The organism is Nitrospira sp. MA-1, assembly GCA_032139905.1.
Classification (GTDB): Bacteria; Nitrospirota; Nitrospiria; order Nitrospirales; family UBA8639; genus Nitrospira_E.
Genome location: JAQJDB010000006.1, coordinates 868,473 through 885,545, shown reverse-complemented (window position 1 = coordinate 885,545; position 17,073 = coordinate 868,473). Strand labels below are relative to the sequence as shown.

The following is a 17,073-nucleotide window of genomic DNA, read 5'->3' as shown; positions in this document are numbered from 1 at the left end:
TCTATTGCTCAATTTTTGGCTTGCTTGCGCTTACTATTATGAAAAGACCTGGCCCTTTTCCTCACTTCTAGCCTGGGCGTAAATATTTATTAAATTTCTATAGTTTCCTGCACTCGAGTAATGTGTTTCATACTCCTGTCTAGCTTCCCTCCGCATCTCCAACACTTGGGTAGGGTGAGCAAGAACCCAGGTGACTTGTTTCACCAGGTCCTCTACATCCCCGGCACGAAAATGAAGACCGGTTTTTCCAGAAGCAATCAGGTCATTCACTCCTCCAATCGCACTACCAACAACGGGGCACCCGACAGAAAATGCTTCAATGATTGTCATAGGAAGCCCCTCGTACCAAACGGATGGGAAGACCAAAAACATCGCCTGCTTCATGGCCAATAAGACCTCCTCCTTCTGCAAACGTCCTAACCACTCGACTCCCCTAAGAGCACTTGAAGCAGAACGAATCTGGGAAGCAAGCGGTCCATCGCCGACGATCTTGAGTGGGATCCGATCATGGAGCTCTGACCAGGCACCTAACAGTGTACTAAGACCTTTCTCGGAGGAAAGGCGCCCAACGAACAACGCATAATCTTGTACTTTCTCCCTCCCAATCCCTGGATCCGGCTCGACAAAGTTTGGTTTAACCACAACTTTCCCCTCTGGTAATCCTCCTTCAATAAATTTTTTCTTCGCAAAATCCGTTAGTGCGATAAAAATACTGACCTTCTTCTTCCAGCTCCCCAAAATTCGATGGATACTAAGCATGGCTGCTACCCCAGCACTTTCTACGCGACTTTCTCGGTAACATCCATGAATAACTCCAGAAACTGGGAAGGTACTTTTCAGGCAATCCTCACATACGGCTTCGTCCCTATAAAAAAGTGAGTTGGAGCACAGGAGCCGATAATTGTGTAAGGTTAAAATCACGGGGACTCTCTCCGCCCGGCTTGCATAAAATGCCGAAGGAGAGATTAACGGGAAGACATTATGGAAATGAGCAATGTGCGGTCGTTCCCGTTGGATGATCTTACGAAGATCATGATACGCCTTGGTATTCCAAATGAGCGTTTTGGCGAGATCAAACTTCGAACAATTCTGAATGGAGTCGTTATGTAAGGTATATCGAATGACCTTATGGCCATTCGCTTCGAGGAGCCTGCCTTCTGCAGCAAAAACTTCATCTTCCCCACCCGGCTCTTGATAAAAATTGTGGGCAAGCAAAACCCTTAGCTTATTTTCCATTGTTGTTATGGGGCACGTCTTATCTAAAGCAGTAGTCTATGGATAAGAAAATTGAATGAGGAGTTAATCTGAGGCCTATCGATAAAGAATAAGGTTTTCTGGCGTTGCGGCATGCGGGGTCTTAGGAGACCATGACACAATCGTTTCAAGACGTTCCCTGAAATGCCACTTCCTGGTAAAACTCGTTGAGAACATCAACCTTTGAATCCCAGCTATAATCTTGCAACACTCTTTCCCTGCCTGCTCTGCCCATTTGCTCGCAAAGAGAAGGCGCACCAGCTAACCTCTTCATTGACTCCCCCATATCCCGCAATACCTGCTCGGCAGAATTCACAGCAATGAGGATTCCGGTTTCATCTGTTACTTGTGTGGCAGGCCCGCTATGATCTAAGCAAATGACGGGTCGTGCAGCAGCCATGGCCTCCAAACACACCCAACCACCTGACTCATGGAAACTGGGGTGGACAAGGACATTGCATTCGGCAAGTTTACGCAGCGCTTCGGACCTGGGAATCTCGCCGAAGAATTTCACCTGTTCTGCAATACCAAGAGCGACGACTAGTCGCTCCAATCTTCTTTTATCCGGACCATCACCAATGATCCAATATTCACAATGCGAAATATTTGCGTGAGCAAATGCTCGTAACGCAAAGAAAACTCCTTTAAAGCCTAAGAGTCTTCCAATTGTCACAAACCTAAACGAAGAATCCGACCGTTGCGAGGATTGCGAGAGTTGAGCAATTGCACTCTTTTCTAGTCCTGCCTCACCGTAGACTTTTACATTAGAAACCCCCAGCCTTTTTAAGCGTTTTGCGGTTCCTTTTGTCGTGGCGATGCCCATACGACTTCTTGCTGCTGTGCGCCACACAAACGGATCATGTTCTCCAATCCACAAAGCCAGATGTCGACCTGCCTCGTAGATTTTACTCCTAAAGTCCAACTGATTACGCAAAACCTTTGGCGTAGTGTCTCCTCCACCAATGGGTCCCCACAAAAATGGAATGGGGAGAAAAGAGAGAAAACTCGGAGTCCAAAATCTCACGAATGTCACATGGTGTATTAGTTCGAAGGTCATTGTGCGATGCAGCCTCCGGATCAATACCAAAATTCCCATTTGCCACATATAATAATAGGCTCTGACGCCCCTTCCCCCCTTCTTCCAGAAACGCATCCATCGGGGAAGATCATAATAGAGGAAATGAGGCTTAGGTTGATCATACTGCTCTAATGCGGCTTCTATGCTAGATCGGTTATTGATGCGAGTAATCACCCAGACATCATGATATTTTGCCATTTGCAGAGCCACATTCCAGCCGACACCAGACTCCGAACCTTTCCCCGGCTCACAAGCATAGGCTGAGATCAGGACTTTCAGTCGCTTCACTTTTCGCATTCCCATACGGACCTCCACCAAAGAACACGATTTGTATTTTCCAAATGACCGTCAGCAATTGCCTCACGATAAACATGATAGGCTAACAGCCTCACTAATCCTTCGATCTCCTCAAGGTCTAATGAGAAGTGTCTCAGCATGTAGTTAATGACAAATACCCTTGTTTGGCGGGGAGTCCAAAACCGGATCAATCGCCCTACTTGTAAAAGGTAATGGATTAAATCAAGGTGCGGAAGGGATTCTGATAATCCGTACTCCCAATCAATCGCAGCGGCATTTCTACCTGACCAATGCAGCAGGTTCCAAGGTGCAAAATCACCATGATAAAACACAACGGGCCATTTTCGATGAGAAAGAGACTCAAGCCAAGGTAGGACAGCACTGCCGTATTTCGCCTGGAAAATTTTTACTCCAGGGTGTTCTTCTATTCCTTCGCAGGGTGAGATCTGAAGGCCATTCAAAAATTCGTGAATCCAGGATGGCGGATGCATACTTACTGAAATAGCACGTCCAACTATGGGACTGAGGACCAGGGCATTCCCGTCGTTAAAGGATGTGTACTTCAGTACCTCTGGACCAACTCCCTTAGGAATACGCTCCAACATTTTGAACTCGTTTTCTAGCCTGGAGCGAGCAATGTGCGTCTCGGCATACTTTATGTACCCAACGACGCCCCTCTCTCGACTCCATAATTGGATAGTATTTTTCTGATTTGGTCCTGCAGTCCCAATGAGTAGTGCAGCGGAATCCACATCTGGAAAAATGTCACCTATCAATTCTTTGATACTTGCATGATGATTTACCACGGGCGCCATTAAACCCAATCCTGTTGCCACTTTTAAACGCAAGAAGAAACGATAACACTTGGCAATTCTTCTATGAGCAGGATAAAAAGCACTTTCCTGCCAGCGACGTTTTACGGTCGCCCCAGCAAGAAGCAACCGCGGGCTTTTGGAAGTGGGGAGAGCCCTAATCTCTGCATCCGGTGGAAATAGGCTTAGAGCCCTCATCTCAGTGCTTAACATGACCAAGACTGGAGATGGCACGGATCGCCATATAATTGAGTACGACAGCCTCAACCTTCTGGATCGTTTCCTCTAATCGATCCGAGTTATCTATAATATGTCCATTTGTCAGGGTGCCAACAAATTCACGGTATGCAAGTCGTTGTCGATGGCTTTCCTCTACCGAAACTTCTGCTTTTCGGGAATACAATTCCTCTGCCGGAACATCCAACAATATCACTAAATCCGGCCGAGGGATAAATTTCCCACAAAGCTTCGCTAACCAAAGAGGACCACCATATCGATATCGCCTAGGATCAATGGCTAAATCGAAATAATACCGATCAAACAATACAAGCGTCGAACGAACCAAAAAAGGAAACACACTGATAAAATACCCAATGGTATAATCAATCCACCAAACCCCAAGCTTAATCAAGGAAGGCAGGAATCCCCTCACCGGTTTACCATGCGGATTCGGTTCTGGTTCTCCAGCATGCTGAGGACTTCCAAAAAATGGCCTGAGATGATACCGCTTGGTCCTACGAAAGGCCGATGCCAGTGTTCCTTCAATACATTCCAAAATGGTGCTTTTCCCAGACCCATCCGGACCAAGAAGGACAACATGAACTCCTGTTGGCTTCATTATTCTTAGAATTTTTCTTTGAACATCTAAAGCAAAACTTTTGAATGAAAAGGGGAGATTTTCGCGAAGAGCGACTCGAAGCCTAGGCAAGGCATCACAAACCTCATTCCACGAATTAGATTCTGCTGCGTCACAAAGCATTTCTACCTCCGGCTCCTTCCAAAATTTTTTCAACTGCTTCTTTGATTCCTTCTGCGCTTTTTTCCATTCTCCGCTCAGATAGGATTGATGACTGGGAGCCAAAAAACCTTTATCAATTTTTTTCAATAGGTAATAGATAAACGCCTGTTCAGGAGCGGGTACAAAAAAAGAACATTGCTGACCATCTGCGTCAACCTGCTTTCGAATACGCCCAGACAACAAGCAGCGAGCACCTAAGAATCGCCTTCCCCATCGAACATAATCAGTGCAAACATCCGGGTAAAAAACATGGTGCTTGCCATCATTACCGGTCCAGGAGCAAACAAAAAACCATGCCGATTGTTCATGCTGAAGAATCTGAATAAGTTTTAAATTATAAAGATCACAAAATTTCATCAGACAGGGAACAAGCTTACTAACGCACTCCGGCTCAATCACTACATCCACATCACTCAATATTTTTGCTGGATACTCCCGGGAATCCCCCACCAGTACATAACAAATTCCTTCTTTTTCAAAGAGTCGAAAGAGATTTGATGCCAAAACCCCATCAGACAGGACTATCGGCGCGGCCTGTCTCATTCGGTCCTTTTCCAACACTTTGTCCCTTTGCATGAGATTAATTACTGTACGCTGGCAGGCGACTTCCGGAAAACTGCGCATAGGCATTAAGGTGGGCCCGGGCTGCGCTTTCCCAAGAAAAAATGTTCTTTAACTGACTGCTATGAAAATTTGCCAAAGAGTTAAGTTCATTAAGGCGTCCAGCAAAATCAATGATGGCATCACCCGCTTCACTTCCATTTAGATGAACTTTCCTTATATGCGACATATCCTCAATATCTGCATATGAGATACATCCGATTTCCCGAGAAAGGATGGCAGGCTTATTCATCAACAGAGCTTCACAAACACTCTGCCCAAAACCGTCATATCTCGACATCTGGACATAAATATCAGATGCCTTCAATGCTTGGATGAGTTCTTTTCCTATGACTACACCTTCGAACGTGATTTGCCCAAGGACACCTAAGCTTCGGGCCAGTCGCTTCAGGTGTTCTTTACCGCCCCTGCAATCTGGGCCAATGAGTCTTAGACAAAGCCGCTTTCCTTGCATACGTTTCACGGCATAGGCAAAAGCCTGCACCAAGTAATCTAATCCTTTTGTGTAGACATCCAATCTACCCACACAAACCAATTGTATTGCGTCAAAGCTTCCATCTCTCACTCCGGGTATCAGGTATTTTTCTAAATGAAGGTTTGGTCCTTGAGCAGCACAATAGACGTGACTCGTTGGAAGGAGTTCCTCAATTTGCACTTTTTCCAATGGAGAAAGCCCATGAAATGCAACGACTTTTTCATATAAAATCTTTTTTGCTAGCTTAAGATAGGCATATTTCCCACCCCACAGGCCAACTCCTCTTTTTAATAATCGTGGGGCAAATGCTCCACGGGGGCTCAACACAACTGGACAGTGAAATATTCGGCAGGCATGCAAGTTATCTATGTTAAATTCGCCATGGACGTGCACAATTTCGGGTTCGAATGATTGCAATTTCTTAATCGTATTTCTGGATAGGATACGCAATCCTCGCCCTTGAAAATTCATGAACCACCTTGGGTGCCACTCAAAGAGCTCTACATCCTTGGGACGCTCTATGGAATAATACAATGGTTCGGTGGTGGTGCTGGCAGTCGCAATGACAACATCCGCCCCGAGTTTCGCCTGACTATGGGATAAACCCAATACGCCATTCGCAACAGCACCACCTCTCAAAAGATTGGGATACCAATGCAAAATCTTCAACTAATTTTTCCCTTTTCTATGCAAGAATTTTCTGCCTCACTGCCAACCAGGCAAGATACCCAGCAATACAAATGGAAAATATTTGAACAGTCAACGCTCCAGGAATTCCCCAGGCATTAATCATCGGAATTGAACCAACGAAAACTACAATTGCGGACGTGCTCCAGATTTTGGCAATTTCGCGAGTTACTCCAATCGATTTAAGTCCCAGCGTGTATACAAACACAAAGGAAGACGCAACAAAGCTGAGGGATATCAACACAAAAAGGTGGCGATGGCCATCATAAATCCCTTTATAAAGATAATGAAGTATGAATTCGGAAAACGAGGAAAGAAGGATCCCATAAAGCGTTACCGTTCCACAGACCAACCAAAGAAGATCACGCATTTTCTTGCGTCGTTCAATCGAAGCATGCTCACCCTGAACGGAAGAGAGTACGGGTAATGCAACGAGTGAAACAGCATTCAACATAAGATCTAGCGGTCGGAAAAGGGTTCGCACTACAGACAAAACTCCAGCTGCTTTTAGACCAAGAAAGGCCGATACCATAATTGTTAAAATACCGGTCGACGCCCATTTGATAACTGTTCCGACAATATTCCATGCTCCGAATTCCTTATGATCATGGAAAATCGAATAAAGACTTAAAGGCCCAGTCCATTTAAACTCAGGTTTAAGTATGCGCAACTGACAAACACTCACAAGTAAACCGATAAGACCCATCGACAAAAATGCCCAATACGGGGTTAGGGAAGCCTTCTGAAAAAGGAGAAATATCATCAATGCATTCAATGTGAAATACATAAAACTTCCTGCAAGGGCCCACGTCGACTGGGAAACGACATAGAAACTTCGCCGAATCATCCACTGTAGAAGAATAAAAGGGCTTGCAATTGCTAAGCCCAGAAAGGCATCAGCCAGCTCCTTAGAGTCAAAAGCCAAGAATGTTAGGGAAGAAACGATTAAAATAAAAGACACTAAAACCGAGAACACTCCGTGTCCTAACAAGAGACTCCCGATATACCCTCTGAATGTTTCGAGGTATTTCTTTGCCCCATATACCATCATCGGTTCTATCATCACTGAGGTGTGAATGGCGCCAATAAGAAGAAAAATCGTATATGCTACGGCAAACGCGCCATATTCGTTCGGGCTCAACCAGCGAGCGAGAATAATGTTGATAAGAAAATTCGTACCGCCATGTATCGCCTGGTCAACAAGTGAAATACCGCCTCTTTTCCCCCAACGATTCAATACCATCACGGTAATGCGGATTCAGATTTAAACAACACGACACAAGACCCTCTACTCAAACTCATGGCATCACCCCGCAAGAATAGTCATCGATGATTCGTTTATATTCATCAACCAAGTCTTGCGCTACTTTTTCCCAGGAGTAGCTCAAACAAAATTTCATTGCATTCTCTGAAAGCCGTTGATACATATCCTCTGAATATTCCAAAACCGTAGCCATCCCATCAGCCAAATGCGTACCACTCAGGGGCACGGTTATTCCCATGTTCATTCGCTGCGTCCAATCCCCAAGATTCCCTTCCAATGAGGCAATGAGAGGAATACCATTCCCTAAGGCTTCACAGGGAGCAAGCGCAATGCCAGCATAACGATACACATTAAGAAAATAATCTGCTTCGGTCCAAAGCATCTTCTTCTCTTCCCCTGAGACATAATCTCTAAAATCAAAAATCTCGCTTCCTATCCCCGCTACACGCTTTTTAAGTTTTTCCATAGAATCATTTACCGACGGACCAGCCATTATGACACGGAATGGTTTGGGGTTCGGGGAACGCATCAGAACCTCAACCGCATCGCAAACTAAATCTAATCCTTTATGGAAAATATCCAGTCGACCTAAATGGAGAAAGGTCACCGGATCGTTCAATTTCCTACCATCACATGGCTGAGACTTTATCCAGGATGCATTAATACCGACCGGCGCTACAAACCGTTTTGTTACTCCAAGCTCTGCCAGAATTTCCGCTTCGTATTTTGATGGGGTATGAACACATGCTACGGCTCTAAGCATTGGGGCATCAAAATACTTATGCCATAGTTCTTTTCTCCAAATATGGTAAAAGTGCGTTCGCTTTCCTCCAAAACGGACACCGAATCCATGGGGGCTCAAATTCCCGTTCGTTGAAATAATACAGGGTGCACCAAAACGAAAAACCTCTTTCAACCAGACATGATGAACCGGAATCCAGATACCGGATAAATGAATGATGTGAGGTTTAAACGATTGCAAGACCTTCCGAAATTGCAACACACTGCGCAAACCATTTCCCAATTGAACGGACTGAACATTTGAGGAAATTCTTTCAGAGTCACCCTTATACGAGACAGCAAGAACATCGTTACCAAGATCAGCCTGAGCCTGAACCAAGCTTCTTACTTGAAACGGAGTCCCTCCGGTTTCAAGTAAATCATGAAATATATGAAGTATTTTCACGTCGACAGGAAAGGCCTACAAACTAAAAGGCCGCTCATCAGCCCTGAGGTCGTAGGTCATGGCAGATAGGAAGAACTAATTTTGGGATTAATCCTGTGTAAAGAAAGTGAGAGAAGGGCATTCCATTGTTCATTCATATACTAAATATGGGTTTCCTTCAGTGCCGGTGCTATCTTTTCCCGTGTCATGTTCACGTGATTAACATAGTAATCCATCGTACTTTCTAACAATTCGTTTAATCCCCATTGAGGTTTCCACCCAATTAACGCTTCTGCCTTTGAAATGTCAGGGATTCGCCTATCTGAATCCTCATAGCCTTTACCATAGAACTCTTCACCGGAAACATCGACAATCTGAGGAAGAGGATGGTCATTTCTCGGGTACCTTCGAACAAAAATATCTTGCATTTTGATTGCAAGTTCCCTGATGGAAATCTCATTCGAAGGTGTTCCAATATTGAATATTTCCCTATTACAGACACCATTTACATCCATGATAATACGATAAATCGCGTCAACCGCATCATCTATATAGGTATAACAACGCCGATGATGTCCCCCATTCACGAGCTTCATATTGGTTCCAGTGAGAAGCGCATCCATAAAAAATGAAAAGACTCGCGGTATCCCCTCACCTTCGCTTAGGAGAAAATCAATCTTGGGGCCAATAAAATTAAATGGACGTATAATCGTGTAATTAAAACCCAGTTCTAAACCATAGGCGTGAAGCACTCGCTCCAACAATTGCTTAGCTGATGCATAAATCCAACGGTGCTTATTAACCGGCCCCATGATGAGGTTTGTGCTATCTTCCGAGAAAGTGGCATGTCGGGGATCGTCAGAATTCAGCAAATGACCGTTCATGAAACTAGCAGGGGTTTTGCCATATACCTCGCACGTCGAAAACTGAATTAATCGTTTATTCAGTGCTACGCAGGTTTCGGCAATTTTCAAATTTTCGGTGAAATTTAACCGGAAAACCTCTAATGGCATTTTTACGTAAAGCCCGGGATTCGCATAGGCAATCAAATCTATGACCACATCCGCGTCTTGAACCAGTTCCCTCAACCCCCAATCTGGCCTTCGAATATCTTCCTTGACGATTCTCAGATTATCAAACCCGACCCACTCTTGAATCTTGTCGTGGGCTTGATCGACCACAGTGACAGTATGTCTTTCTTTAAGGAGTCGAGCTGTTAGATGAGATCCAATAAATCCGGCTCCCCCAAGGCAAAGTATTTTCACAGTCTACCTCACGATAATATTGTGTATGTTAGAAATATAATATAGATATGTATGTTAGGAATATATGATAGATAAAGATGTAGGTGTTAATTTTAGCAATTAAAATTTATGCATATCGATTGAACCGGTTAGAATAAGAACCCAGCCTTGAGGCAAAGAATACGGAAGAAACCATTTTCAGATTGATCATTTCAAAATACCGAATTCATGCCTTAGTATTTTCCATAAAAAGATGGAATTCGTGACAAGATACCGCTTCCATAATCTCTTGGGCTCGCACCACAAACGAAATACCCACTCTAAGCTGTTTCGTTGCATCCAAGGCGGTGCTATTTCTTTCGTGCCGGCATGAAAATCAAAGGCCGCACCGACGCACAATTGCACACCGTGGATTTTTTCACGATGATCAAAGGCAAAATGCTCCTGTTTTGGACATCCCAGACCCAAAAAAATAAGCCCGGCGCCACTCGCATTGATTCGAGCCACAGCCGCCTGATCCTCATCTTGGGTGAGCGGTCGGAAGGGAGGAGCTTCGGCTCCCACGATTCGTAGCGAAGGAAACCGGTGAAGAAGATTTCGTTTCAATCCCCCCAAGACATCCGGCTGGCTTCCATAGAGATAGACACCAACTCCTTTTTGCTCGGCCTGGTGACATAACCGCAGCATTAACTCGGGACCGTATACACGGTCAGAAAGATTGGCTTGATGAAATCGATTCAATGCCCACCGAACCGGCTGCCCATCCGGGGCGACAATATCGAACTGGTTGATTTTCTTCTTCAAGGAAGAATCTGAACAGGCTTCGATGAGGCCATGCACAGGCATATGATCCACGATCAGAGAGCGGCGTTCTTGAGCTGCCTGAATCAGGAGAATGGTGGCTTCCTGATAATCAGTCCGACTGACTCCGATACCGAATAGATTAAATTTTGGCGGACAAGGAGAATGTTGCCTGGCCATCCCTTTCGGGGAATCAGATAATTCAGAGGGACTGGTGGAGGGGAGCATTCCGATAGTATTCAAGAATGAGCCTCCATGAGTTGCCCAGGCGTATCGTGTCGCAAATACCAGTCATAGGTCATTTTGATGCCGTTGGAAAGAGAAATATTGGGCTGCCAACCCAGCGCATGGAGACGGGTTATATCCAGTTTCCGCTTGGGGGTTCCGTCTGGTTTAGTAGAATCCCAATTGATCTGCCCGGATGCTCCAATAAGCTCTTTAATCATTTCAGCCAGACCCCGGATACTAATGTCCTCTCCACTCCCGACATTCACCAAGGGACCGGCATGATATTCGAGCAAGGTCTGAAATCGCTCAGGATCCAAATCCATGAGGAAAAGGCAGGCGTTCGCACAGTCATCAACATGAAGAAATTCCCGGCTGGCTTGACCTGTGCCCCAAAGCGTAACAGGAGTGCCAGAAACCTTTAATTCATGAAATTTCCTGATGAGTGCAGGTAACACATGGCTGGTTTCCAGATTAAAATTATCCCCGCTTCCATAGAGGTTCGTTGGCATCGCACACAAATATTGCGTCCCGAATTGTCGATTATATGCCTCGCACATTTTTAATCCTGCAATTTTGGCAATGGCATAGGGTTCATTAGTCGGCTCAAGCGCGCCGGTCAACAGATAGTCTTCTTTAATCGGTTGGGGACAATGCTTGGGATAAATACACACGCTTCCCAAAAACAAAACTCGCTTCACCCCGGTGAGATAGGCCGCATGTAAAATATTGGTTTGAATCGCCAGGTTCTGATAAATGAAATCGGCGGGATAAGTGGCATTGGCCATGATACCTCCGACCTTGGCTGCCGCCACAAATACATAATCCGGTTTTTCATTTTCAAAAAAGCCTTGGACTGCAGCCTGATTCGTCAAGTCCAGTTCACGACGAGTTCGTGTAAGAATATGCGTCTGCCCTCTGGCCTGAAGTTGACGCAGAAAGGCCGAACCCATCATTCCCATATGACCGGCTATGTATATTTTACTGGTTGGTTCCATTGTTGAGCATTATGGCAAGAATTAGCATGGCACAACTGAGGTGTTCCTGCCGCAGGTGAATTGGATAAAATGGGTACATGAGTGCTGCATTCTCAGTATCCTGAAATGACTAATCACCCTTCCACCACTTTTGTGGAAATTTCTGACGAAGGATGGAATCGCCATCCCCTTTGGGTTCCATTCCCAACTTTCGCATATCCGCATCGACCATGATTTTGACGAGGTCTTTGAAGGTGATCCGTGGTTGCCATTTGAGTATCCTATGCGCCTTTTCAGGGTTGGCAACCAGGACATCGACTTCGGTTGGACGCAGATACTGTGGGTCTTCCTTCACGAAATCACGCCAATCGAGACCAACGTACCCAAAGCTTTCCTCGACAAATTCCCGAACTGTATGAGTTTCTCCAGTACCCAGAACAAAATCACACGGTGTATCCATTTGAAGCATATGGTGCATGCCCTCTGCGTACTCTGGCGCAAAACCCCAGTCCCTTTTAGCTTCCAGATTTCCCAGATACAAATCTTTTTGCTTTCCAGCTTTTATATGAGCGACTGCGCGGCTGATTTTCCGCGTGACAAAGGTTTCTCCTCGTCTGGGGGATTCATGGTTAAAAAGAATCCCATTGCAGGCAAATAAATTAGTCCCTTCCCGGTAATTGACTGTCATCCAATAGGCATAGACCTTTGCCGCTCCATAGGGGCTTCTGGGATAAAAGGCGGTATCCTCCGATTGAGGGGGGCTGGCGTTTCCAAACATTTCGCTCGAGGAAGCTTGATAAAATTTGCAGGATACCTCGCTTCGCTTTATAGCCTCAAGGATACGGGTGGTGCCTAGGCCTGTCACATCTCCGGTATATTCTGGAGTATCAAAACTCACCCGGACATGGCTTTGCGCTCCGAGGTGATAGACCTCTTGAGGTTGCGTATTATAGATGAGATTGGTCAGTTGGCCTGAATCGGTAAGATCGCCATAATGAAGGAAAAGCTTGGTATGGGGATCATGAGGGTCGGCGTAGATATGATCAATGCGAGCAGTATTAAAGGTGCTGGCCCGTCTGATTATTCCATGAACGGAGTATCCCTTGGAAAGAAGAAGCTCGGCCAGATAGGACCCATCTTGTCCGGTAATACCGGTAATAAGCGCAGTTTTTGACATATATTAAGTTTGGGGGGAAATTAAAAAAGAGATCTTAAACCGCCCCACTTCCTTTCATTACAGCCGGAATGGTCTTGAACAAGATTTTTAGATCCAACCAGATTGACCACTTATCGATATAGTGCAGGTCAAGTTCCATCCATTTAGCAAAGGAGGTAGAACTTCGCCCACTGACCTGCCATAGACCGGTGAGACCTGGCCTGACGCTAAAGCGTCGACGATGCCAATCCTCATAGAACTCCTGAAGATCTCGAACCGGAAGCGGCCGTGGGCCAACCAGGCTCATGTCTCCATTGATGACATTTATTAATTGCGGTAATTCATCAATACTGGCTTTGCGCAACAAGCGCCCTAGTGGTGTCACTCGAGGATCATTGGTAATTTTAAACGCAGCTCCATCAACTTCGTTTAAATGTTCGAGTTCCGCCTGCTGTAATTCAGCATCGGGCACCATGGTCCGAAATTTAATAAAAGGAAATAACCGTTTATTCAACCCGACTCGTTCCTGTATGAAAAAGACCGGTCCGGGTGAACTCAATTTTATGGCCGCAGCGACGATTGCAAAAAATGGGAGAAGGAGAATAACCGAAGGGATGGCAATAATTAAATCAATAGCTCGTTTAATCAAAACAGCCTGATCTCCAATTGCTCCGGTATTGAGGCTGAAAGTGGGATGGAGTCCCACCTCATCAATGGTAGATTTTGCCAGCTTCGGAGAAAAAAGATCTCCCAACACACGAACGAGAATACCCTGCTCTTCACATTGTGCCACGACTTGAGCAGCTTCTTGATAAAAAGAGCGAAAAGGAAGAGCGAGGAGCACTTCATCAACCGAAAACGTTCGAATAAATCCAGGGAATTTTTTAAGGTCAGTTAGAATAGGAACATCCTCAAGGTGCTCATGGTTGAGTCCATCCCACGGCTCATCCACATAGCCTAGTAGGCAGTATCCCAATTCAGGCTTGGATTGAATTTCTCTAGCGAATGCTAATGCACGTGGGTTGGTGCCAATGATGAGAATATTGCGTAAATTTCTTCCCTTTCGTCTCATCCATGCCAACGTTACTCGCACACCTACCCGGCTGAGACATATCAGTACAGTCGAAAGGATCCAAAAGCTTAGAAGTACTTCGGCGGACACCATATCGATTCGAAATAGGAGAGCGATCCCTGCCGTGACGAAGGTCACGAGCAAAGTGGCTTTAATGATATCCGGTACCTCTTGGGCGATCGTAGACAGTCGTTTCGATTCATACAGCCCCAAGGAGGCACACCCCACATGCCAGATTCCCACCATGACAGCCCCTACGAGAAAATTTTCAATTTTAATTCGCAATGCCAAAAATTCCTCAAAGGCCATTAGGCTGTTGTTCGGTGCATAGAACACCCACAAAACAATCAGAAAAGACATGCCGAGTAACAGCAGGTCACCGAAATGCATTAATTTAATTAGAATTTGTCTTCGAAAATGCATACACAAACCCGCCCGTTACTTAAAACAGTCGAATACCCTGCCCTAATTTAATGAACCTAATTCAGAATCTGAACGAATACATGCCGGGAGTATTACGTTGCAACATCGTGTAATACATCATCACGATAAAAAATGGATGAAAATGAATAGGGGGAAATGAAAAGTGGGGAGATGAAAAAATTGGTATGAGGGGAATTAAATGAAATTAAAATAAAATCCATCGCACTTTTTAAAACACAAAATATAAATAGTGATGCGTAATATTAAATAATTAAGTGCAAATTCTAAGCAAACATACACAAATCGATTTGTGCAAAGCAACCATTATTTAAAATAATGAATATATATTACCTAAAGCAAAATATGTACCTAAGAGGAAATCAGGGAGTAATGCAGGCCATTCCAGTTTAATACCCACTGTTTGGCGATTCGTTCCAAGAATTTTTTTTAATAGCACAAGAAGTATGTATTAATAAAGAAACAGTAATACTACGCAATCTCGGCCCGCCATGCGCTTAACTTCCGCCATATTCCTAGTGTTTCCAACGTTTTCAACCATCGTCCTTAATATTTCAGCAGCGTAGGCTTATCCCTACATCGAAAACTCAACCCCACTTTGAAAACCATCCACCATCAGAAAACAGCATATATAAAGGAACGCCTTCCAGCAAGCGGATAATTGATCAAGGAGCGGATATACCCAAACGTGTGTGCGGGATAGAAACGTCCGTGAGGTGGCTTTCAGCCTACTCAGAGAAACAAGGAAAGATTGAACACGCGATACACCTGACTGCCATTTTTTTAAAAATCTGAATTTAAGTGATAAGCAAGGCTTGACACGACTGTAATTGGCAGAAACTTACATGGACTTGGGAAAGGTTGTCAGACGGTCTAATCGAGGCCCATGATGTTTGTTCGGGCAATGTCTACATGTTGAAAGTAAAACTTTTTCATATTATCTCATGAAGTCAGAGGTACCTAAGTTCATAGTAACACGTATTTGTGAGAATTCCACCACATCAATTGCGAAATGACGATCCGGCCCTGTGCTTCAACTTTCTCAGTTACCGGGATTGCTTTGCTCGGATGATGAGCTGGAAATGGCAATGGTTCCTTCAGGAGATTCCGGGGACCATCCTCCGCCCAACGCTTTATAGAGTTGCACCATCGACACCAAATGCAGACGACGGGTGGACGTAAGCTCGAGTTCGGCATTGAACAAATCCCGTTTGGCGATGAGCACATCCACATAACTGGTCAGGCCGCCTTTATAGCGAAGGTCGGCCAGACGCAAGGCCGACCGGAGAGCCGTCACCTGTTCCTGCTGGGCAATCCCTTGGGATTCGGCCGTGCGCACTGCCACCAGGGCATCCTCTACTTCTTTGAATGCCACAAGAATGGTCTGCTCGTATTGAGCCAACACCTGCTTTGCCTGTGCCACCACGGCTTCTTGTTGAAACCCCAGAATCTGTGCATTGAACACCGGACCGGCGAGTCCCAGGCCGGCTTGCCCAAATTCACTGCCGGAACTGACCAGACTCGAAAGTTGGGGGCTTGCGAGACCAAGAATACCCGTAATCGAGAACTTGGGAAACCGTTCCGCTTTCGCAACACCGATTCGGGCGGTCGCCGCTGCCAGTTCGTGTTCTGCTTGTACGATATCCGGACGGCGCTGAAGCAATTCCGAAGGGAGACCGGGCGGGACTGTTGGCGGAAAAATCTGCTCGGTGAGAATCTGTCCTCGAGGAATCCTAAATGGGTTCCGGCCAAGGAATACACTCAGTTCGTTTTCCTTCTGCACCATGAGCCGCTCGAATTGAGCGACCCGGGCCGCCGCATTGGCTCGTTCAGCCTCAAATTGGTCTGCATCGAGTCTTGAACTTACCCCTTGTCGTAATCGCGCACGGGCAATTTTCACCGATTCTTCCCATGAACCAAGCGTTCGCTTGGCAATGTCCAACTGCATGTCGAATTGCAACAATTCCAAATACCCTCCTGCCACACCACTGACCAACTGAAGGATGACGGCCCGTCTATTTTCTTCGCGGGCAAGCAAATCGCCAAACGCTGCTTCATTTGACCGACGAATGCGTCCCCAGATATCAATCTCCCAATTCAAATTCCCGATTCCAAAATAACTAAAGTTGCTGGGGAATCCCTGTCTGGCAAAACCGCCAAATTTCCCTAAAACCGGAGCATTGAGTTGCGTACTTAATTGAGGGGCAAATTCCATTCGTTCGATGAACACTCGAGCTTGGAATTCCTCGACACTGGCGGCGGCTTCTTGAAGATTTTTATTTTCCTCCAACGCCACACGAATGAGTTTTTGCAATTCCTCGTCGTGAAGCAATTCCCACCAGGGAAGATTCGCGATAGACTCCCCTTCGGTGTCGGACATGCGAAACTGGTCGGCCGTTTTAATATCGGGCCGTGAGTAGTCCGGTCCCATGGCACAGGACATAAGCAACACGGACGACAAGAAGAGGGCACAGAACGAACGCATG

Annotated in this window: 13 protein-coding genes; all 13 read right to left on the bottom strand. The window is 45.6% G+C overall.

Annotated features, from left to right (window positions below; genetic code table 11):
* Positions 1-36: 36 nt before the first annotated feature.
* Positions 37-1,236 (bottom strand): glycosyltransferase family 4 protein, encoded by a 1,200-nt coding sequence (locus PJI16_11295; GenBank protein ID MDT3778141.1) that lies wholly within the window; start codon positions 1,234-1,236, stop codon positions 37-39.
* Positions 1,237-1,381: 145 nt separating this feature from the next.
* On the bottom strand, positions 1,382-2,635 hold the full coding sequence (locus PJI16_11290) for a glycosyltransferase (GenBank protein MDT3778140.1): 1,254 nt from the start codon (positions 2,633-2,635) through the stop codon (positions 1,382-1,384).
* The gene (locus tag PJI16_11285; protein ID MDT3778139.1) at positions 2,617-3,654 is read right to left on the bottom strand and encodes a phosphotransferase; all 1,038 of its coding nucleotides are present in this window, start codon (positions 3,652-3,654) and stop codon (positions 2,617-2,619) included. Before PJI16_11285 ends, PJI16_11290 begins: the two co-directional genes overlap by 19 nt.
* Positions 3,641-5,002 carry a thymidylate kinase-like protein gene (locus PJI16_11280; protein MDT3778138.1) on the bottom strand — a complete coding sequence of 454 codons (1,362 nt, stop codon included), beginning with the start codon at positions 5,000-5,002 and terminating at the stop codon, positions 3,641-3,643. Before PJI16_11280 ends, PJI16_11285 begins: the two co-directional genes overlap by 14 nt.
* A gap of 37 nt (positions 5,003-5,039) precedes the next feature.
* A complete protein-coding gene (locus PJI16_11275; GenBank protein MDT3778137.1) occupies positions 5,040-6,224 on the bottom strand; it encodes a glycosyltransferase in 1,185 nt (394 codons plus the stop codon).
* 16 nt (positions 6,225-6,240) lie between these two features.
* Positions 6,241-7,488, bottom strand: coding sequence for a hypothetical protein (locus tag PJI16_11270; GenBank protein MDT3778136.1), 1,248 nt, complete (start codon positions 7,486-7,488; stop codon positions 6,241-6,243).
* A 52-nt stretch (positions 7,489-7,540) separates the two neighbouring features.
* Positions 7,541-8,692: a glycosyltransferase gene (locus PJI16_11265; GenBank protein MDT3778135.1), complete on the bottom strand. Its 1,152-nt coding sequence runs from the start codon at positions 8,690-8,692 to the stop codon at positions 7,541-7,543.
* Between the two features lie 140 nt (positions 8,693-8,832).
* The gene (locus PJI16_11260; GenBank protein MDT3778134.1) at positions 8,833-9,936 is read right to left on the bottom strand and encodes a bifunctional UDP-4-keto-pentose/UDP-xylose synthase; all 1,104 of its coding nucleotides are present in this window, start codon (positions 9,934-9,936) and stop codon (positions 8,833-8,835) included.
* A gap of 186 nt (positions 9,937-10,122) precedes the next feature.
* A complete protein-coding gene (locus tag PJI16_11255) occupies positions 10,123-10,959 on the bottom strand; it encodes a WecB/TagA/CpsF family glycosyltransferase (protein MDT3778133.1) in 837 nt (278 codons plus the stop codon).
* Positions 10,956-11,939: a GDP-L-fucose synthase gene (locus PJI16_11250; GenBank protein ID MDT3778132.1), complete on the bottom strand. Its 984-nt coding sequence runs from the start codon at positions 11,937-11,939 to the stop codon at positions 10,956-10,958. Before PJI16_11250 ends, PJI16_11255 begins: the two co-directional genes overlap by 4 nt.
* 109 nt (positions 11,940-12,048) lie before the next feature.
* On the bottom strand, positions 12,049-13,095 hold the full coding sequence (gene gmd, locus PJI16_11245) for a GDP-mannose 4,6-dehydratase (GenBank protein MDT3778131.1): 1,047 nt from the start codon (positions 13,093-13,095) through the stop codon (positions 12,049-12,051).
* 34 nt (positions 13,096-13,129) lie between these two features.
* The gene (locus PJI16_11240; GenBank protein MDT3778130.1) at positions 13,130-14,569 is read right to left on the bottom strand and encodes a sugar transferase; all 1,440 of its coding nucleotides are present in this window, start codon (positions 14,567-14,569) and stop codon (positions 13,130-13,132) included.
* Positions 14,570-15,629: 1,060 nt separating this feature from the next.
* Entirely contained in the window at positions 15,630-17,072 is a 1,443-nt protein-coding gene (locus PJI16_11235) for an efflux transporter outer membrane subunit (GenBank protein MDT3778129.1), read from the bottom strand.
* Between the last annotated feature and the right edge of the window lies 1 nt (position 17,073).